This window comes from Leclercia sp. 29361, assembly GCF_011290365.1.
Classification (GTDB): Bacteria; Pseudomonadota; Gammaproteobacteria; order Enterobacterales; family Enterobacteriaceae; genus Enterobacter; species Enterobacter tamurae.
Map to the genome: position 1 here is coordinate 3,904,956 of NZ_CP049786.1, position 19,873 is coordinate 3,924,828.

Below are 19,873 nucleotides of genomic sequence, written 5' to 3' on the forward strand. Positions count from 1 at the left end.
GCCCACAGAGAAACGCATTAAGGATTTTGCATGTCAGAAAATGAAAATCTGCTGCTGAGGCTGCGACAGGGTGTCTCTGGCTATAGTCCGACCCAGCAAAAACTGGGCGAGTTCGTCTTAAGCGATCCGGCAAAAGTGCTCTATTTCACCATTACCGAACTGGCGCGTGAGAGCGAAACCAGCGAGGCAAGCGTAACCAGACTTTGTCGCACGCTGGGTTGTAAAGGCTATACGGAGTTCAAGATGGCGCTGGCGCTGGACGTTCAGCGTGACCAGGCACCGGTTGCGCAGGGCGATCGGGTGGATGAGGTCGTGGAAGAGTCCGTTCTGGCGCTGCGGGATACCGCCCGGCTGCTTGACAGGGATATGCTGCTGCAGGCCGCTCAGGCACTGCATCAGGCGCGTTCGGTTTATATCTACGGCGTGGCGGCAAGTGCCATTCTGGGTGACTATCTGCACTACAAACTGCTGCGTCTGGGTAAACCTGCGCAGCTGTTGAGCGACATGCACCGCGCCTCGATGAGCGCAACCACACTGGGTAAAGAGGATCTGGTGGTGGCGATTTCGAGCTCAGGATCAACCCGCGATCTGCTGCACGTAGTGAAACTTGCGCGTAAACGTGGAGCACGCGTGCTGGCTCTCAGCAATACGCCGCGCAGCCCGCTGGCTTCAATCAGCGATATGCAGCTGGTTGCGGCAAAACCCGAAGGCCCGCTCAGCGCCGGGGCGATGAATGCCAAAGTAGGGGTGATGCTTTTGGTGGAGCTGCTTGCCACCACGCTCATCTCCCTGGACAACCGCTACGGCGACGCCAGCCTGCAAACCGCCAGCGCTACCCTGCCCCTGCTGCTTTAACGCAGGCATAAAAAAACCCGCCGAAGCGGGTTTTTTCTAAAGATTAAGGCTCAGAATTACTGACCTTTGATCTCTTTACGGCCGTTGTATGGTGCTTTTTCGCCCAGCGCTTCTTCGATACGAATCAGCTGGTTGTATTTAGCAACACGGTCAGAACGGCTCATAGAACCGGTTTTGATCTGGCCAGCAGCGGTACCAACAGCCAGGTCAGCGATGGTAGCGTCTTCAGTTTCGCCTGAACGGTGAGAGATAACGGCAGTGTAGCCAGCGTCTTTCGCCATTTTGATCGCAGCCAGAGTTTCGGTCAGAGAACCGATCTGGTTGAATTTGATCAGGATGGAGTTAACGATGCCTTTCTCGATACCTTCTTTCAGGATCTTGGTGTTGGTTACGAACAGATCGTCACCAACCAGCTGGATTTTGTCGCCCAGTACTTTGGTCTGGTATGCGAAACCATCCCAGTCAGACTCGTCCAGACCGTCTTCGATAGAAACGATTGGGTACTGTTTGGTCAGGTCTTCCAGGAAGTGAGTGAACTCTTCAGAGGTGAAGGCTTTGTTGCCTTCGCCAGCCAGAACGTATTTACCGTCTTTGTAGAATTCAGATGCTGCACAGTCCATCGCCAGGGTGATGTCGGTGCCCAGCTCGTAGCCTGCTGCTTTAACCGCTTCAGCGATTACAGCCAGTGCTTCGGCGTTGGAGCCCAGGTTAGGTGCATAACCACCTTCGTCACCTACTGCAGTGTTCATACCTTTAGCTTTCAGAACTTTAGCCAGGTTGTGGAACACTTCAGAACCCATACGTACTGCTTCTTTCAGGGATTTCGCGCCAACTGGCTGAATCATAAATTCCTGAATATCAACGTTGTTGTCTGCGTGCTCGCCGCCGTTGATGATGTTCATCATCGGAACTGGCATAGAGTATTTGCCTGGAGTGCCGTTCAGTTCAGCGATGTGTTCGAACAGTGGCTGACCTTTAGAAGCCGCTGCTGCTTTGGCGTTCGCCAGAGAAACAGCCAGGATTGCGTTCGCACCGAAGTTAGATTTGTTTTCAGTACCGTCCAGATCGATCATGATTTTATCGATGCCAGCCTGGTCTTTGGCGTCTTTGCCAAGGATTGCCTGTGCAATTGGGCCGTTAACCGCGCCAACAGCTTTGGTTACGCCTTTGCCCAGGAAACGGGATTTGTCGCCATCGCGCAGTTCCAGCGCTTCGCGGGAACCAGTAGAAGCACCTGACGGCGCAGCTGCCATACCGACGAAACCACCTTCCAGGTGTACTTCGGCTTCAACAGTCGGGTTACCACGGGAGTCGATGATTTCACGACCGATGACTTTAACGATTTTGGACATTAGATTTTCCTCAGTACAAGTTAAACTAAAACTCCAGACAAACAGCGCGTACCTTTGTACGCGCTGCCGTTCTAACTTTTCTTACTTCGCCTGACGCTTCTGGAACTCACTGGCGGCTTTCACAAAGCCAGCAAACAGCGGATGTCCATCACGCGGCGTAGAAGTAAATTCCGGGTGGAACTGACAGGCGACGAACCATGGGTGGTTCGGCACTTCGATGATCTCGACCAACTGATCATCCCCGGAGCGGCCCGCAATACGCAGACCCGCAGCTTCAATTTGTTTCAACAGCAGGTTGTTGACTTCATAACGGTGACGATGGCGTTCAGTGATTGTCGGCGCACCGTACATCTGGCGAACCAGGCTGTCGTCAGAGAGCTGACAAGCCTGTGCACCCAGACGCATCGTGCCACCCAGATCGCTCTTCTCGGTACGGACTTCGACGTTACCTTCTTCGTCGCGCCATTCGGTGATAAGCGCCACAACAGGGTACTTACAGTCTGGCACAAATTCCGTAGAGTTCGCGTTTTCCATCCCCACCACGTTGCGGGCGAATTCAATCAGCGCAACCTGCATACCCAGGCAAATGCCGAGGTAAGGAATATTGTTTTCACGCGCATAGCGTGCGGTAGCGATCTTGCCTTCAACACCACGGTAGCCGAAGCCGCCAGGGATCAGAATAGCATCCAGATCTTTCAGAATTTCGACACCGCGGGTTTCAACATCCTGTGAATCAATCAGCTTGATGTTGACGGTCACGCGGTTCTTCAGACCACCGTGTTTCAGCGCTTCGATAACTGACTTATAGGCGTCCGGCAGTTCAATGTACTTGCCGACCATACCGATAGTCACTTCGCCTGCCGGGTTCGCTTCTTCGTAAATCACCTGTTCCCATTCTGACAGGTTTGCGTCCGGACAGTTCAAGCTGAATCGTTTACAAATATAATCGTCGAGGCCCTGTGATTTCAACAGGCCCGGGATTTTATAAATGGAATCGACATCTTTCATTGAAATAACAGCTTTTTCTGGCACGTTACAGAACAATGCAATTTTCGCACGTTCGTTGGCCGGAACCGCACGATCGGAGCGGCAAACCAGAATGTCAGGCTGAATACCGATGGAGAGCAGCTCTTTCACAGAGTGCTGGGTCGGTTTGGTTTTCACTTCACCTGCGGCAGCCATGTATGGCACCAGGGTCAGGTGCATGAACAGCGCGTGTTCACGACCGATATCCACCGCCAGCTGACGAATCGCTTCCAGGAACGGCAGGGATTCGATATCACCGACCGTACCGCCGATCTCTACCAGCACCACGTCGTGACCTTCGCCCCCCGCCAGAACACGCTCTTTAATGGCGTTGGTGATGTGCGGGATAACCTGAACGGTAGCGCCCAGATAGTCGCCACGGCGCTCTTTGCGCAGAACGTCGGAGTAGATACGGCCGGTCGTGAAGTTGTTACGACGGGTCATTTTGGTGCGAATAAAGCGCTCGTAGTGACCCAGGTCCAGATCGGTTTCAGCGCCGTCTTCAGTAACGAACACTTCCCCGTGTTGGATCGGGCTCATGGTACCTGGATCGACGTTGATGTACGGATCCAGCTTCATCATGGTCACATTGAGGCCACGGGCTTCAAGAATGGCTGCGAGGGAGGCTGCGGCAATGCCTTTACCCAGAGAGGATACAACCCCGCCGGTCACAAAAATATAGTTCGTTGTCATGCTGAACCTGAGAAGTTAGGGTGAAACGATGGAATAACCAGGACGGGAAAGTAGTATACCCGAACACGGCGAGCGCCACAAACTTTCATTCTCCGTCTCCTGTCTCAGGCTTTGACTCATATAGGGAGTGAGAAAATAGCCCCTTTTGGGTAAATGTTTTTGACGCAAATCAAGCGCTTGTCATTTAAAAAATCACACAAATTGCGCTTGATCGCAAAAACCCGTTAGAGATCAGATTCCTGGCGTTTTACTTCCTGCCACACTTCTTCCATCGCATCGAGGTCCACGCCGGTCATTTCCAGCCCGCGGGCCGCGATAATACGCTCCACTTCCCGGAAGCGGCGTTCGAATTTGAGGTTGGCTTTTTGCAGCGCCACTTCGGCTTTAACCCCTAAATGACGGGAGAGATTGACGGTGGCAAACAGCAGATCCCCCATCTCCTCTTCCACCTTCTCCTGGTCCACTACCGCCTGCTGCGCTTCGTGCATCACTTCGTCGATCTCTTCATGCACTTTGTCGAGTACCGGGCCTAAAGAGGTCCAGTCAAACCCCACCGTCGAGCAGCGTTTCTGAATCTTATGCGCACGCATCAGCGCTGGCAGGCTTAACGGGATATCGTCCAGCGCTGAATGCTGGGATTTTTCAGCCCGTTCCGCGCTTTTGATTTGCTCCCAGCGGGCCAGCACGTCGGTACTGTTTTCCGCGGTGGCATCGCCAAAGATATGCGGGTGACGGCGCTCCAGCTTATCGCTGATGGCGGCGCAGATGTCGTTGAAATCAAAGCGCCCCTCTTCCTGCGCCATCTGCGCATAGAACACCACCTGGAACAGCAGGTCGCCCAGTTCGCCGCGCAGATCGTCAAAATCTTCCCGGGAGATGGCATCCAGCACCTCGTAGGCCTCTTCCAGGGTGTAGGGGGCGATGGTGGCGAAAGTCTGCTCTTTGTCCCACGGACAGCCGGTTTCCGGGTCGCGCAGACGTTGCATAATGCCGAGCAGGCGGTCGATTTGGGTCATGTCTTATCCTGTTAAATCGGTAACGCCGGGTGGCGGCTGCGCCTTACCCGGCCTACAAAAGATGGTAATCTTACCCGCCGTGAAGACGACGGGCGTCTATCACATCCGGCACCTGGTTCAGCTTGCCGAGCACCCGGCCCAGCACCTGCAGGTTATAAATTTCGATGGTCATATCGATGGTGGCGAGCTGCTGACGGGTGTCGCTGCGGCTGGCAACGCCCAGCACGTTCACCTTTTCGTTGGCCAGAATAGTGGTGATATCGCGCAGCAGGCCGCTGCGATCGTTGGCCGACACCCGCACCACCAGCGAATAGCCCGCGGAGTAACTTTCGCCCCACACCGCATCGACGATTCGTTCCGGCGCATGAGACTGTAAATCGTCCAGCTGATCGCAGTCCGCGCGGTGGATAGAGATCCCGCGCCCCTGGGTGATGAAGCCGACGATCTCGTCTCCCGGGATCGGCTGGCAGCAGCGGGCAATGTGGTGCATCAGATTCCCGACGCCCTCCACAACCACCCGGCCATTGTCTTTTTCTTTGCTGCGGTGCTGTGGGGTATAGCTCTTCTGCTGCAGCTGTTTCAGCGCCGCTGCATCCTGCTCAGCCGCGCTCGGTTTGTTGAACTGCGCCTGCAGGAAATTCACCATCTGGTTAAGACGAATATCCCCGCCGCCGATAGCGGCCAGCAGCTCATCCAGCTCATTGAAGTTGTAGCGCGGCAGCAGCTGCTTCTCCGCCTCTTTCAGGTGGATGCCCAGATGCTCCAGCTCGTCGTCGAGGATCTGACGACCGGCCAGGATGTTCTTGTCACGATCCTGCTTGCGGAACCAGGCGTGGATCTTGGAGCGTCCGCGGCTGGTGGTGATGTAGCCCAGGTTCGGGTTGAGCCAGTCGCGGCTCGGGTTCGGCTGCTTCTGGGTGATGATGTCCACCTGATCGCCCATCTGCAGCTGATAGGTAAACGGCACGATGCGTCCGCCAATTTTAGCCCCGATGCAGCGGTGCCCCACGTCGCTGTGAATGTGGTAGGCGAAGTCGAGCGGCGTTGAGCCTGCCGGGAGGTCAACCACGTCGCCTTTCGGCGTAAAGACGTAGACCCGGTCGTCAAAGACCTGGCTGCGCACTTCGTCGAGCATTTCGCCGGAGTCGGCCATCTCTTCCTGCCACGCAATCAGCTTACGCAGCCAGGCGATGCGATCTTCGTGACCGGAGCGCGCCCCGCCTGAGGTGCCCTCTTTGTACTTCCAGTGCGCGGCGACGCCGAGCTCGGACTCCTCGTGCATCTGTTTGGTGCGGATCTGGATCTCCACCGGTTTACCGCCCGGCCCCAGTACCACGGTATGGATCGACTGGTAGCCGTTCGGTTTCGGGTTGGCGACGTAGTCGTCAAACTCATCCGGCATGTGGCGGAAGTGGGTGTGAACAATCCCCAGCGCGGCGTAGCAGTCCTGCAGACGCTCGGCGACGATACGCACGGCGCGCACATCAAACAGCTCATCAAAGGCGAGATGCTTCTTCTGCATTTTGCGCCAGATGCTGTAGATATGCTTCGGCCGGCCATAGACCTCAGCCTTCACGCCCTCTTCTTTCATCGACTGACGTAAGCCGCCGACAAACTCCTCGATGTAGTGTTCACGATCGATACGGCGTTCGTGCAGCAGTTTCGCAATACGTTTGTATTCCGCCGGGTGCAGGTAGCGGAAGCAGTAATCTTCCAGCTCCCATTTCAGCTGCCCGATGCCCAGACGGTTCGCCAGCGGGGCATAGATATTGGTGCACTCTTTCGCCGCCAGCACGCGCTCATCTTCAGGCGCATCCTTCACTTCCCGCAGATGGGCGACGCGTTCGGCGAGCTTAATCACCACGCAACGGAAGTCATCCACCATGGCCAGCAGCATACGGCGAACGTTATCGACCTGTTCGGACGAGACGGAGTCGGTGTGGGTGGCTTTCAGCTGGCGGATAGCCGCCATGTCGCGCACGCCGTGGATCAGCGAGACGATTGATGTACCGACGCTTTCGCGCAGCACCTCTTCGGAGACCACCTCGGCGTCGGCCAGCGGGAACAGCATGGCGGCGAGCAGGGTGTCGATATCCATGCTGAGCATGGAGAGGATTTCCACCATCTCCACGCCGCGCCACAGCAGCAGCTCGGCATCGGGATGCCCCTTGGTGGTGCGCAGACAGTAAGCCCAGGTTTCGGTTAAGCGTTCACACGACTGCTGGCTGGCAATCCCCAGACTTGCGATCCATTTTTGTGGGTCAAACTCACCAGCTTTATTGAGATGTGCACTTCTTACCGCAACCATTGTCCTCTCCTTTAGGGACCCTTGCCTGTCGAATTCGACAAGCCGAAACTCATCAGTTGTGTTCAAACAACGCCATTGATTCCAGATGTCCAGTGTGCGGGAACATATCGAGCATTGCCAGACGCTGAATCTGGTAACCCGCCGCTAATAATGCTTCGCTGTCCCGGGCAAGCGTCGCCGGATTACAGGAAACATAGACCACGCGTTTAGGGGCGAGTTTAATAATATGCTGCATTACGCCTGGCGCGCCTGCACGGGCCGGATCCAGCAGGATTTTGTCGAAGCCGTGCGCCGCCCAGGGCTGCTGAGTGACATCCTCTTCCAGATTCTCATGAAAAAATGTCACGTTTTGCAGCCCATTGTGAATGGCGTTGTCGCGTCCTTTCTCCACCAGCGCCGCCACGCCCTCCACACCGACCACGCTGTGCGCCCGTTTTGCCAGCGGCAGGGTAAAGTTGCCCATCCCGCAGAACAGATCGAGCACCCGATCATCCGGCTGTATATCCAGCCAGTCGAGCGCGGTCGCGACCATCTGTTGGTTAACGCCATCATTGACCTGAATGAAATCGCGCGGACTGAACGTTAAGCGTAGCCCGTCTGAATCATACCAGGGCGTTTCACCGCTCAGTTGCTCAAGTATCTCGCTTTGCGGGGCGAGATAAAGGTCAAGCTCATGGGAATGCGAAAAGCGTTCCAGTTTTTCGCGATCTTTGGCCGAAAGCGGTGCAGTATGGCGTAGCACCATCAGCGGGCCGCTGTTGGCCAGCACCAGTTCGACGTGGCCCAGGTGACGAACGCCCTGCAGGTCTGAGAGACATTTGCGCACTTCTGGCAGCAATGCCTCAAGACGGGGCACCAGAATGGGGCACTGTCTGACGTCGACGATGTCGCTGGAGTTAGCCTTGCGAAAGCCCATCTCCAGACGCGCGGTTTTCGGCTGGTAGTTCAGGCTCAGGCGCGCCCGGCGGCGGTAGCCCCAGGGTTTATCGGCGATCACCTCGTTGACGTCGTGCTTCAGCAGGCGCGCCAGGGCATTGCTTTTGCTGCGCTCCTGTAACGCGATGCTGGCATGCTGCTGTTGGCAGCCACCGCAGACGCCAAAGTGCGGGCAACGCGGTTTCTCACGTTGCGGGCTGTCGTTAAGGCGACGTTTTACCTGCCCGCGCGCGTACTGGCGTTTCTCTTCCGTCAGGGTGATCTCTGCACGCTCATCGGGCAGCAGGCCGGGGATAAACAGGGCTTTACCATCATGGCGCGCCACCCCCTGACCGAAGGGATCGAGGTCTGTCACATCAACAGTTATGATCTGACGCGTCGTCACGCGCCGCTTTGCAGAGTAGAATTGCGCCATTGCCGGGTATTATCTCAAATGAACATATTGACTCTAATTGTCCCATAACGGAACTCCATGACCAACTACAGCCTGCGTGCGCGCATGATGATTTTGATCCTCGCCCCTACCGTACTCATTGGTTTACTGCTGAGTACCTTCTTTGTGGTGCACCGTTATAACGACCTGCAGCGGCAGCTCGAGGACGCGGGGGCCAGCATTATTGAGCCGCTGGCGGTCTCCAGCGAGTACGGCATGACCCTGCAAAATCGCGAGTCTATCGGCCAGCTCATTAGCATCCTGCACCGCCGTCACTCGGATATTGTGCGGGCGATTTCGGTGTATGACCAACACAATCGCCTGTTTGTCACCTCCAATATCCAGCTTGACCCGGGCACGCTGAAGCTCCCGGCCGGCATGCCCTTCCCGACACGGCTGAGCGTGATTCGCCAGGGCGAAAAGATGATCCTGCGCACGCCGATCATCTCGGAAAGCTATTCACCGGATGAATCTGCCGAAGCGGATGCCAAGCCCAATAACAACATGCTGGGATATGTGGCGCTGGAGCTGGATCTCAAGTCCGTGCGGCTGCAGCAGTACCGGGAAATCTTCATCTCCACGGTGATGATGCTGTTCTGTATCGGCATTGCGCTGATCTTCGGCTGGCGTCTGATGCGCGACGTGACCAGCCCGATCCGCAACATGGTAAATACCGTCGACCGTATCCGCCGGGGTCAGCTCGACAGCCGCGTCGAAGGCTTTATGCTTGGTGAGCTGGATATGCTAAAAAACGGTATCAACTCAATGGCGATGTCGCTGGCGGCCTACCATGAGGAGATGCAGCATAACGTCGATCAGGCCACCTCCGATCTGCGGGAAACCCTGGAGCAGATGGAGATCCAGAACGTCGAGCTGGATCTGGCTAAAAAGCGTGCCCAGGAGGCGGCGCGTATTAAGTCGGAGTTCCTGGCGAACATGTCCCATGAGCTGCGGACCCCGCTCAACGGCGTGATTGGCTTTACCCGCCTGACCCTGAAGACCGAGCTCAACCCGACCCAGCGCGACCACCTGCATACCATTGAACGGTCGGCCAACAACCTGCTGGCGATCATCAATGACGTGCTGGACTTCTCCAAGCTTGAGGCGGGCAAACTGATTCTGGAGAGCATTCCGTTCCCGCTGCGCAGCACCCTGGACGAAGTGGTGACTCTGCTGGCGCACTCCTCCCACGACAAAGGGCTGGAGCTGACGCTGAACATTAAAAATGATGTGCCGGATAACGTGATTGGCGATCCGCTGCGCCTGCAGCAGGTGATCACCAACCTGGTGGGTAACGCCATCAAGTTCACCGAGAGCGGTAACATTGACGTGCTGGTGGAAAAGCGCGCCATCAGCAATACCAAGGTGCAGATTGAGGTGCAGATCCGCGATACCGGGATTGGTATTCCCGAGCGCGATCAGTCGCGGCTGTTCCAGGCCTTCCGCCAGGCCGACGCCAGTATTTCACGGCGTCATGGCGGCACCGGCCTGGGGCTGGTGATCACCCAGAAACTGGTGAACGAGATGGGGGGCGATATCTCCTTCCACAGCCAGCCTAACCGCGGCTCGACCTTCTGGTTCCATATCAACCTCGACCTGAACCCGAATGTTCTGATCGACCGGCCGGGGATGGAGTGTCTACAGGGTAAACGACTGGCGTACGTGGAGCCCAATGCCGCCGCGGCGCAAAGCACGCTGGACGTATTAAGCACCACCCCGCTGGAGGTGGTTTACAGCCCGGCCTTCTCCGCGCTGCCGGTTGAGCACTACGACATACTGCTGATGGGCATCCCGGTGACCTTTACCGGCGAGCTGACCATGCAGCAGGAGCGGATGGCGAAAGCGGCCTCGATGACCGACTACCTGCTGCTGGCCCTGCCGTGCCATGCGCAGATTAACGCCGAAGAGCTGAAACACGACGGGGCGGCCGCCTGTCTGCTGAAGCCGCTCACCGCCACGCGCCTGCTGCCGACCCTGACCGAATACTGCCGTCTGAACCATTCCGCTGCGCCGATCGTTGTCGATGAGAGCAAGCTGCCGATGACCGTGATGGCGGTGGATGATAACCCGGCCAACCTGAAGCTGATCGGCGCCCTGCTGGAGGATCAGGTTCAGCATGTCGAACTGTGCGAGAGCGGCCTGCAGGCCGTTGAGCGCGCGAAGCAGATGCAGTTTGACCTGATCATGATGGATATTCAGATGCCCGGCATGGACGGGATCCGCGCCTGCGAGCTGATCCGCCAGCTCCCCCATCAGCAGCAAACGCCGGTGATCGCCGTGACTGCGCACGCGATGGCGGGCCAGAAAGAGAAGCTGTTAAGCGCCGGGATGAACGACTATCTGGCAAAACCGATTGAAGAAGAGAAGCTGCACAGTCTGCTGCTGCGCTACAAGCCCGGCCCGACGGCAGGCAGCTGGATCGCCCCTGCGGAAGCCGCCGACATCACGGTTAACGACAATGCCACCCTCGACTGGCAGCTGGCGCTGCGTCAGGCGGCGGGCAAAAACGACCTCGCGCGGGAGATGCTGCAGATGCTGGTAGCCTTCCTGCCTGAGATCCGCAATAAGGTGGAGGAGCAGCTGGTAGGTGAAAATCCGGAAGACCTCGTTGATGCGATCCATAAGCTGCACGGCAGCTGCGGGTACAGTGGGGTGCCGCGCCTGAAAAATCTATGTCATCTGCTGGAGCAGCAGCTGCGTTCAGGGACGCCGGAAAGCGAGCTGGAACCGGAGTTCCTGGAGCTGCTGGATGAGATGGATAACGTCACGCGGGAAGCAATGAAAGTGCTGGGCTTATAGCAAAAGTATGCGCACGGACGATCCCCTCTCCCCTTTGGGGAGAGGGTTAGGGTGAGGGGTTACACCTCCATCCCCACCTTCAGCACCGCCGCGATATTCCTTGCCGCCATCCGCACGTTTTCTGCGGCGTCTTCCAGCGCCTCCTCCAGCGTGCAGATGGTGTAGATCACACTAAATACCGCATCGATGCCATGATCGTGCACCACGCCGACATCCGCCGTCAGGCTGCCCGCGAGGCCGATCACCGGCTTATTGTGGCGTTTGGCGATCTTCGCCACTCCCACCGGGACTTTGCCATGAATGGTCTGGCTGTCGATTCGCCCTTCCCCGGTGATCACCAGATCGGCATCGGCCACCAGGCTGTCGAGGTTGAGAGCATCGGTCACAATCTCAATGCCCTGGCGCAATTGCGCGCCGCAAAAAGCGTATAACGCCGCCCCCATACCGCCCGCAGCACCGCCGCCGGCCAGCCCGAGGACGTCGACATCCAGATCGCGGGCAATGATCCGCGCATAGTGCGTCAGCGCGCCATCGAGGCGCGTAATCATCTCCGGGGTCGCCCCCTTCTGCGGACCAAACACGGCGCTGGCACCGTTGTCCCCGGTCAGGGGATTGGTGACGTCGCAGGCGACTTCAATCCGGCAGGCTGTCAGCCGTTTATCCAGACCGCTGATGTCGATGCGCGCCAGTTTCTCCAGCTCACCGCCACCGGCACCCAGGGCGTTGCTCTGCTCGTCCAGCAGCTTCGCGCCCAGCGCCTGCACCATCCCTGCCCCGCCATCGTTAGTGGCGCTGCCGCCAATGCCAATGATGATATGTTTCACGCCCGCATCCAGCGCATGACGGATCAGCTCCCCGGTTCCCCAGGAGGTGGTTTTCAGCGGATTACGCTGGGCCGGGGGCACCAGCTCCAGACCGCTGGCCGCCGCCATCTCGATAAACGCGCTTTTGCCATCACCGGAGCGGCCATAAAAACCGTCAACATGCCCGCCGAGCGGCCCCGTTACCCGCACCTGAATAATGTCTCCCTGAGTGGCAGCCACCATCGCTTCCACAGTGCCTTCACCGCCATCGGCGACCGGCAGTTTGACGTACTCTGCCGTCGGGAAAATCTCGCAAAATCCCTGCTCTATCGCCGTCGCCACAGCCAGGGCACTCAGGCTCTCTTTATAAGAGTCCGGTGCGATAACAATCTTCATAAGCCGTCCTTACGCATGTTGACTACCATAAGCATACACCCGTCACGCAAGAGAAAATGCCGACTCCCGCAGGAACCGGCACCGGACTTAACGCACCATGCAAGGGCGTTTGTTGTTGAAGGCCCACTCCGGGATCAGGTACTGCATCGCCATCGCGTCGTCGCGCGCGCCCAGACCGTGCTGGAGGTACAGCTCGTGCGCCTTCATCACCTGATCCATATCCAGCTCAACGCCCAGACCCGGCGTGGTTGGCACCTGCACCATACCGCCCTTAATTTCGAACGGCTGTTTGGTCAGGCGCTGGTTGCCCTCCTGCCAGATCCAGTGGGTATCAATCGCGGTGATAGTGCCCGGCGCGGCCGCGGCCACATGGGTGAACATCGCCAGCGAAATATCGAAGTGGTTGTTGGAGTGTGAGCCCCAGGTCAGGCCGAACTCGTGACACATCTGCGCCACGCGCACCGAGCCCTGCATGGTCCAGAAGTGTGGGTCCGCCAGCGGAATGTCGACTGACTGCAGGGAGAGGGTATGGCCCATCTGACGCCAGTCGGTGGCGATCATGTTGGTGGCGGTCGGCAGACCGGTAGCGCGGCGGAACTCGGCCATCACTTCACGACCAGAGAAGCCCTGCTCGGCACCGCACGGATCTTCCGCGTAGGCCAGCACGCCCTTCAGGCGCTTACCGATGCGGATCGCCTCTTCCAGCGACCAGGCCCCGTTGGGATCGAGGGTGACGCGCGCCTGCGGGAAGCGTTTCGCCAGGGCGATAATAGACTCCGCTTCCTCTTCCCCGGCCAGCACGCCGCCCTTCAGTTTGAAATCGTTAAAGCCGTACTTCTCATAGGCCGCTTCCGCCAGACGCACAACCGCATCCGGGGTCATCGCCTCTTCGTGGCGCAGACGATACCAGTCGCACTGCTCATCCGGCTGGCTCTGGTACGGCAGCGGGGTCAGCTTGCGGTTGCCGACGAAGAACAGGTAGCCCAGCATCTCCACTTCCGTACGCTGCTGCCCGTCACCCAGCAGGGAGGCGACGTTGACGCCCAGATGCTGACCCAGCAGGTCGAGCATTGCGGCTTCGATACCGGTCACCACGTGAATGGTGGTACGCAGGTCGAAGGTTTGCAGCCCGCGGCCGCTCGCATCGCGGTCGGCAAATTCGTTACGTACGGCATTAAGGATGTTTTTGTACGCGCCCAGCGTCTGGCCCACTACCAGCGGGATTGCATCTTCCAGGGTTTTGCGGATCTTCTCCCCGCCCGGGATTTCACCCACGCCGGTATGGCCGGAGTTGTCTTTGATAATCACAATATTACGGGTGAAGAACGGGGCGTGGGCCCCACTCAGGTTCATCAGCATGCTGTCATGGCCGGCAACCGGGATGATCTGCATGGAAGTGACAACAGGCGTAGTAAATGTGCTCATAATTCAATCCTTTAATCAGTAGCGACCGAACGCCGGGCGTTTGCGGTCAAATGTCCAGCCGGGAATAAGATACTGCATCGGGCCTGCGTCATTACGCGCGCCGCCGGGCAGTTTCTTATAGGCTTCATGGGCTTTGTGGATCTGATCCCAGTCAAGCTCCACGCCAAGCCCCGGCGCATCCGGTACGGCAATCTTGCCGTGTTTAATTTCCAGTGGATTTTTGGTCAGGCGCGCTTCGCCTTCCTGCCAGATCCAATGGGTGTCGATAGCCGTTGGCGTACCCGGTGCAGCGGCACCAACATGGGTGAACATCGCCAGCGAGATATCGAAGTGGTTATTAGAGTGGCAACCCCAGGTTAAGCCCCAGTCGTCGCACAGCTGCGCCACGCGCACCGCGCCGGAGAGGGTCCAGAAGTGCGGGTCCGCCAGCGGGATATCCACCGCGTTCAGCATCACCGCGTGACCCATCTCGCGCCAGTTGGTGGCGATCATATTGGTGGCGACCGGCAGACCGGTGGCGCGGCGGAACTCCGCCATCACCTCACGGCCGGAGAAGCCCTGTTCGGCACCGCAGGGATCTTCGGCGTAGGTCAGGACATCGCCCAGGCCTTTGCACAGGGCGATAGCCTCATCCAACAGCCATGCGCCGTTGGGATCGACGGTAATGCGCGCGTCCGGGAAGCGTTTCTTCAGGGCGCGGGCGCTGTCGATCTCCTGTTCGCCCGGCAGCACGCCGCCTTTCAGTTTGAAATCCTTAAAGCCGTAGCGATCCTGGGCCGCTTCTGCCAGACGCACCACCGCCTCGCTGGAGAGCGCCTCCTGATGGCGCAGGTGATACCAGTCGTGGCTGCCAGGGGATTGCTCCAGATACGGCAGGTCGGTTTTCGTGCGATCGCCCAAGTAGAAGAGATAGCCCAGCACGGTGACCGCATCGCGCTGCTTGCCCGGACCGAGCAGTTCGCACACTGGCACGTTCAGCGCTTTGCCGAGCAGATCCAGCAGCGCTGCTTCCAGTGCCGCCACCGCATTGACCCGCAGTTCAAATGTCCAGGCACCTTTGCCGAAGGTATCGAAATCGGCGGACTGGTTGCCCTTGTGCACGCGCTGGACCACTTTGTTCAGCCGCGCCACCTCCTGACCCACCACCTGCGGAATGGCATCCACCAGGGTCTGATAGATCACTTCGCCGCCGGGGGCTTCCCCAACGCCGGTATTCCCGGCGTTATCGGTCAGCACCACAATATTGCGGGTAAACCAGGCGTTATGCGCGCCGCCGATGTTCAGCAGCATGCTGTCCTGACCGGCAACCGGGATAACCTTCATTTCAGTCACGACAGGGCTGGATTGCATACTCATGATAAACGCTCCCCGACAGGTTTCAGTTCGATACGTTTGATATCACCCACCAGCACCAGGTAGCTCAGTACCGCCACCAGAGCGTGAACCCCGACGTAGATCAGCGCCCCGTTGAAGGAACCGGTGGTGCCGACGATGTAACCGATGGCAATCGGGGTGACGATCCCGGAGATGTTGCCGAACATATTGAACAGACCACCGCTCAGACCGCTGATCTCTTTCGGTGCGGTATCGGCCATCACCGCCCAGCCCAGCGCCCCGATCCCTTTCCCGAAGAAGGCCATCGCCATAAAGCCGATAATCATCCACTCGGCGTCAACGTAGTTACAGAACACCATCGACATGGAGAGCAGCATACCCAGCACGATCGGCGTTTTACGGGCAATATTCAGGGAACCGGTACGACGCATCAGCCAGTCGGAAATCACCCCGCCCAGCACGCCGCCGATAAAGCCGCAGATTGCCGGAACAGAGGCCACAAACCCGGCTTTCAGAATCGACATACCGCGAGCCTGCACCAGATAGACCGGGAACCAGGTGATAAAGAAGTAGGTTAAGGCGTTGATACAGTACTGGCCGAGGTAGATCCCCACCATCATGCGGGTGCCCACCAGCTGTTTGATCTGACCCCACTTGTGGCTGAACGGCACTTTCTCTTTGCTTTTCGCCTGATCCATGTTGATCAGCGCCCCGCCCGCGGCGATGTAATCCAGCTCTTTCTGGTTTACGCCCGGATGCTGGTTTGGCTCGTGGATCACTTTCAGCCACACAAAGCTGATGATGATGCCCAGACCGCCCATGAAGAAGAACACGTGTGACCAGCCCACTTCGTGGGTCAGCCAGCCCATGATCGGGGCGAAGATCACGGTAGCGAAGTATTGCGCGGAGTTAAAAATGGATACCGCCGTTCCCCTCTCCTGCGCCGGGAACCAGGCTGCCACTATGCGGCTATTGCCCGGGAAGGAGGGCGCTTCGGCAAGGCCGACGAGGAAGCGCAGCGTAAAGAGCGCGACAATAATGCCAAAGCCGTTAAAGATATCGACAAAGCCCTGTAACAGGGTGAACAGGGACCAGATAAAAATGGACCAGAAGTAGACGCGTTTTGAACCGAATCGGTCAAGCAACCAACCACCCGGGATTTGGCCGATAACATAGGCCCATGAAAATGCTGAGAAAACGTAACCCATTCCGACCGGATCCAGACCGATATCTTTTGCCATTTCAGAACCGGCAATCGACAGCGTGGCGCGGTCGCCATAGTTAAAGGATGTGACGATAAACAGCATCACCACTATCCAATAGCGAGCGTTGGTGCGCTTTTCAGCGCTGCTCGCCGCCTGGCTTAATGAACTCATTCTTGCACTCCTGAATCATAGCTTTTATCGCTACGTTCATTCTGAACAGCTCAACCGGTAGGGTATCAGAATGACGTGTATGTGTTTTTTGCAGTTCAAACGTTGAGGTCTTTTGCCTTACTGACTGCATTTTTATTAACTGGCGGAAAAAGTATAAGAAAGGATCCAGGCCCCTCTCACCGTGCAACAACACAACATTGGCGGGAGGGTTTGAGGTTGTTTATGGCATAAGCCTAACTCAATGGAAGGTAGTTCACGGAAACGTGGCTGAGTGAGAAAACAACAGAAGAGAAAGAGAAGAGTGTGAATCAGGTCGCTTGACGCGGTGGAATGCCCTCCCGCGGCCGGGAGGGAAAGCATCTAGCCGAGAAGCGTGCCCCAGTGTTCAACCCAGGGATTGGATTCGCTTTCCGGTTCAGGGTGCTCAGAGGCATCGATCATCAGCATCTCACCCACGCGCTGAGCGCTCTGCTCCTGTAACAAGGCGTCGAACTTTTTGCCGCCACCGCAGAAACTGGCGTAGGTGCTGTCACCCAGCGCGATGATGCCGTAGCGCATCTCCGGCTGATAACCCAGCTTATCTTTAATGCCCTGGTACAGCGGGACGATACTGTCCGGCAGATCGCCCTGCCCGGTTGTCGAGGTGACCACCAGCGCATACTGGCCCTGGTATTTTTCCCAGTCGGCCAGTTCGGGATCTTCATACACCGTGGCTTTGTGGCCCATTCCCGCGAGAATTGCTTCGGCTTCTTCGGCCACCAGCAGCGAATTGCCGTACATCGTACCGACAAAAATTCCGACTACAGCCATGGTTTACTCCCTCAATAAATGCAATTAACGTTCATCCTGAACGTTGGCGGGTTCAAACTCAACCCTTTCATTTTCGGGGAGTTGCCCGCGCCAGCCAAAGTGTGACAGCGCCTGCATCCACACCGGATCAAGCCCGGCCCGGATGGTCAGCGGCTCACCGGTAAATGGATGCACCAGGTTCAGCTGGCTGGCGTGCAGCATCAGTCGGTTACAGCCAAAGTGTTCGGCGGCGCTGCGGTTCTGTTTCAGATCGCCATGCTTGCTGTCACCGATGATCGGATGACGCAGATGGGTAAGGTGGCGTCGCAGTTGGTGTTTACGCCCGGTTTTCGGCTCCAGCTCGACCAGGCTGTAGCGTGTGGTCGGAAATTTGCTGGTGGCGACAGGCATTTCGACAGTCGCCAGACCGCGATAGTCGGTTACCGCAGGCTGCGGCTCTTTATCATCCCGGGCATATTTGTCGGCGATTTTATCCAGCTCTTCGATCAGCGGATAATCGAGCGTCGCGGCGTCGGTCAGCCAGCCCCGGACAATCGCATGGTAACGTTTCTGGATCTGATGCTGCTCGAACTGCTGCGACAGACGTCGTCCGGCCTCGCTGGAGAGGCCCATCAGCAATACGCCGGAAGTGGGTCTGTCGAGGCGGTGGACGGTAAAAACATGCTGACCAATCTGGTCACGCACGGTCTGCATCACCACCACTTTTTCATCGCGATCAAGCCAGCTCCGGTGCACCAGCCAGCCGGAGGGCTTATTGACCGCCACCAGCCACTCATCCTGATAGAGGATCTCAATCATGCTTCGTTGCCAAAGAGGGTGTCCAGCGCCAGCAGTGCCGCCAGTACTTCCTCCCGTGACGGATGAGCAGCGTCCAGCGCCATTTCATAGTAGGGGGCGACGGCAAAGTTTTGCGGCAGCGAATGTCCGCCCTCAATCAGGGCATGCATGCGGGGAATGAGCACCCATTGCAGCCACTCAAACGGCTCCAGGGTATCCATGCAGAAAGGTTGCGTGCTCTCAAACGCGTCAGGCTGCGGCGCCGTCTCTTGCCACAGTTGATGATCGCGCAATAAAGCTTCGATGGCGTGCAGCTGCGCGCGCACGTGGTCGTGATGCGTCATGAAAACCTCAACTGAAAATCTGAACGGCGGGCAGCATAGCAAAGACCACGCAGAAATAAAAAAAGGGAGCACTGTAAAAACAGTGCTCCCGGTTCGTTTCGCAGCAATCCAGCTACTTTTAGTGCTCCCTGCTCATCCGTGACAACTTTTCCTCTGACCCGAAGGTCTGGTCTTCCCTCGACCGCTGCATCTTGCGCACATCATCCTGATGTGACTGTTTCATCCTGAAACGTCCTGGTCTTCCTGACCCACCGGACATCCGTACCGGCTCTCATTCTCCTTCCTGGAGGTGTCCTTCACGCATCCTGCGTTATCCTTTTGCTTCTTCCTGAAGCCTTCCTTGTAACGCCTTCCTGACGTGTCCTGAGTTAAGAAACGCCATCATCCTGATGTTCGCTTCTCGTGTCGGCATCCTGTCGACGGGCATAGAATCCCCTATTCCGCTTCGTCTTACAAGGCACTGCGTAAGTCAAATTAAAGAGTTGTTGCAACTTATTACTACCCGACACGCATTCAACGTGCTGATAATAAATGAATTAATTGAAAGAATATCAGGTTGAGCGCGTGAGATGTTACGGTGATCTCTTACAAGCTCTGTAAGAGATCTCTCACACGCGCTGTAGTACGCGGGATTACACGACAGGATGAAGATTATTGAGGAAATCCGTAAGGGAAGCGGCCAGGATCTGGCGTTTTTGCGTGCCCAGCGTCTCTTTTACCACGTTCCCCGTAAGGTTGCAGACAGAGAGAATATCCATTTCACTCTCCAGCGTGGCGATGAAGAGCGTTGGCGATAGCTTCAGGCGCTTCTGGGTCACAAGGTGCCCAATCAGGTTCTCCTGCACGCGCTGCAGATCGTCTTCACTCCAGGTTTGCAGCAGAGTCAGCATCTCGTTATCAAAGCGAGCGCACATATCCCCGGCAAACTGTGTGGTATAGAACGCGTGGACCGCAGGTTGTACCACAATGTCCATGGCGCGTTCAACGGCATTTACATTCTGCTCAGCGGTAAACGGCTGGGGCTGCCAGGTCACGGTATCCCCGGAAGAGGTGATAATACAGGGCGAGGGGACGCCATACAGCGCCTCGCTTTGAGGCCATGACGCGTTCTGTTCATGCCAGGCGTCACAGTAACGCGCCGTAAACGCGGTTAAGGCAGCTGCAGTCTCTTTATCCACCGGTTTCTCTC

General features: G+C 57.3%; 15 protein-coding genes. 2 read left to right on the top strand and 13 right to left on the bottom strand.

Translation table 11 applies throughout. From position 1 onward, the window contains the following. The first annotated feature begins 30 nt into the window (after positions 1-30). Positions 31-855, top strand: a complete 825-nt coding sequence (locus tag G7090_RS18670) for a MurR/RpiR family transcriptional regulator (protein ID WP_166183763.1) — start codon at positions 31-33, stop codon at positions 853-855. 56 nt (positions 856-911) lie between these two features. On the opposite strand, the gene eno is transcribed toward G7090_RS18670, so the two are convergent. The 5 genes from eno to rlmD all read right to left on the bottom strand — a co-directional run bounded on the left by eno (position 912) and on the right by rlmD (position 8,601). After that, positions 912-2,207 carry a phosphopyruvate hydratase gene (eno, locus tag G7090_RS18675; protein WP_106994461.1) on the bottom strand — a complete coding sequence of 432 codons (1,296 nt, stop codon included), beginning with the start codon at positions 2,205-2,207 and terminating at the stop codon, positions 912-914. Positions 2,208-2,288: 81 nt separating this feature from the next. Next, the gene (gene pyrG / locus G7090_RS18680) at positions 2,289-3,926 is read right to left on the bottom strand and encodes a glutamine hydrolyzing CTP synthase (protein WP_166183765.1); all 1,638 of its coding nucleotides are present in this window, start codon (positions 3,924-3,926) and stop codon (positions 2,289-2,291) included. A 224-nt stretch (positions 3,927-4,150) separates the two neighbouring features. Further along, positions 4,151-4,942: a nucleoside triphosphate pyrophosphohydrolase gene (gene mazG / locus G7090_RS18685; protein ID WP_166183767.1), complete on the bottom strand. Its 792-nt coding sequence runs from the start codon at positions 4,940-4,942 to the stop codon at positions 4,151-4,153. A gap of 70 nt (positions 4,943-5,012) precedes the next feature. Then, entirely contained in the window at positions 5,013-7,250 is a 2,238-nt protein-coding gene (relA, locus tag G7090_RS18690) for a GTP diphosphokinase (protein WP_166183769.1), read from the bottom strand. A 52-nt stretch (positions 7,251-7,302) separates the two neighbouring features. Next, positions 7,303-8,601, bottom strand: coding sequence for a 23S rRNA (uracil(1939)-C(5))-methyltransferase RlmD (rlmD, locus tag G7090_RS18695; RefSeq protein WP_166183771.1), 1,299 nt, complete (start codon positions 8,599-8,601; stop codon positions 7,303-7,305). 57 nt (positions 8,602-8,658) lie between these two features. Here rlmD and barA point away from each other — a divergent pair, with 57 nt between their 5' ends. Then, complete coding sequence (gene barA, locus G7090_RS18700) at positions 8,659-11,418, top strand: two-component sensor histidine kinase BarA (RefSeq protein ID WP_166183773.1); 2,760 nt, start codon at positions 8,659-8,661, stop codon at positions 11,416-11,418. A 59-nt stretch (positions 11,419-11,477) separates the two neighbouring features. Here barA and G7090_RS18705 read toward each other — a convergent pair whose 3' ends face one another. The 8 genes from G7090_RS18705 to syd form a co-directional block, all read right to left on the bottom strand. Further along, the gene (locus G7090_RS18705) at positions 11,478-12,617 is read right to left on the bottom strand and encodes a glycerate kinase (protein WP_166183776.1); all 1,140 of its coding nucleotides are present in this window, start codon (positions 12,615-12,617) and stop codon (positions 11,478-11,480) included. Positions 12,618-12,704: 87 nt separating this feature from the next. Then, positions 12,705-14,045, bottom strand: a complete 1,341-nt coding sequence (gudD, locus tag G7090_RS18710) for a glucarate dehydratase (protein ID WP_166185443.1) — start codon at positions 14,043-14,045, stop codon at positions 12,705-12,707. Between the two features lie 12 nt (positions 14,046-14,057). Then, complete coding sequence (locus tag G7090_RS18715) at positions 14,058-15,398, bottom strand: enolase C-terminal domain-like protein (protein ID WP_166183778.1); 1,341 nt, start codon at positions 15,396-15,398, stop codon at positions 14,058-14,060. Then, positions 15,395-16,753, bottom strand: coding sequence for a galactarate/glucarate/glycerate transporter GudP (gene gudP, locus G7090_RS18720; protein WP_166183780.1), 1,359 nt, complete (start codon positions 16,751-16,753; stop codon positions 15,395-15,397). The genes G7090_RS18715 and gudP overlap by 4 nt, the downstream gene beginning before the upstream one ends. 360 nt (positions 16,754-17,113) lie before the next feature. Beyond that, positions 17,114-17,563 carry a flavodoxin gene (locus G7090_RS18725; protein ID WP_166183783.1) on the bottom strand — a complete coding sequence of 150 codons (450 nt, stop codon included), beginning with the start codon at positions 17,561-17,563 and terminating at the stop codon, positions 17,114-17,116. 24 nt (positions 17,564-17,587) lie between these two features. Beyond that, positions 17,588-18,361, bottom strand: coding sequence for a tRNA pseudouridine(65) synthase TruC (truC, locus tag G7090_RS18730; protein WP_106994450.1), 774 nt, complete (start codon positions 18,359-18,361; stop codon positions 17,588-17,590). After that, positions 18,358-18,684, bottom strand: coding sequence for a YqcC family protein (locus tag G7090_RS18735; RefSeq protein ID WP_166183785.1), 327 nt, complete (start codon positions 18,682-18,684; stop codon positions 18,358-18,360). The genes truC and G7090_RS18735 overlap by 4 nt, the downstream gene beginning before the upstream one ends. Positions 18,685-19,316: 632 nt before the next feature. Next, positions 19,317-19,862, bottom strand: coding sequence for a SecY-interacting protein (gene syd / locus G7090_RS18740; protein ID WP_106994448.1), 546 nt, complete (start codon positions 19,860-19,862; stop codon positions 19,317-19,319). Positions 19,863-19,873: the final 11 nt, after the last annotated feature.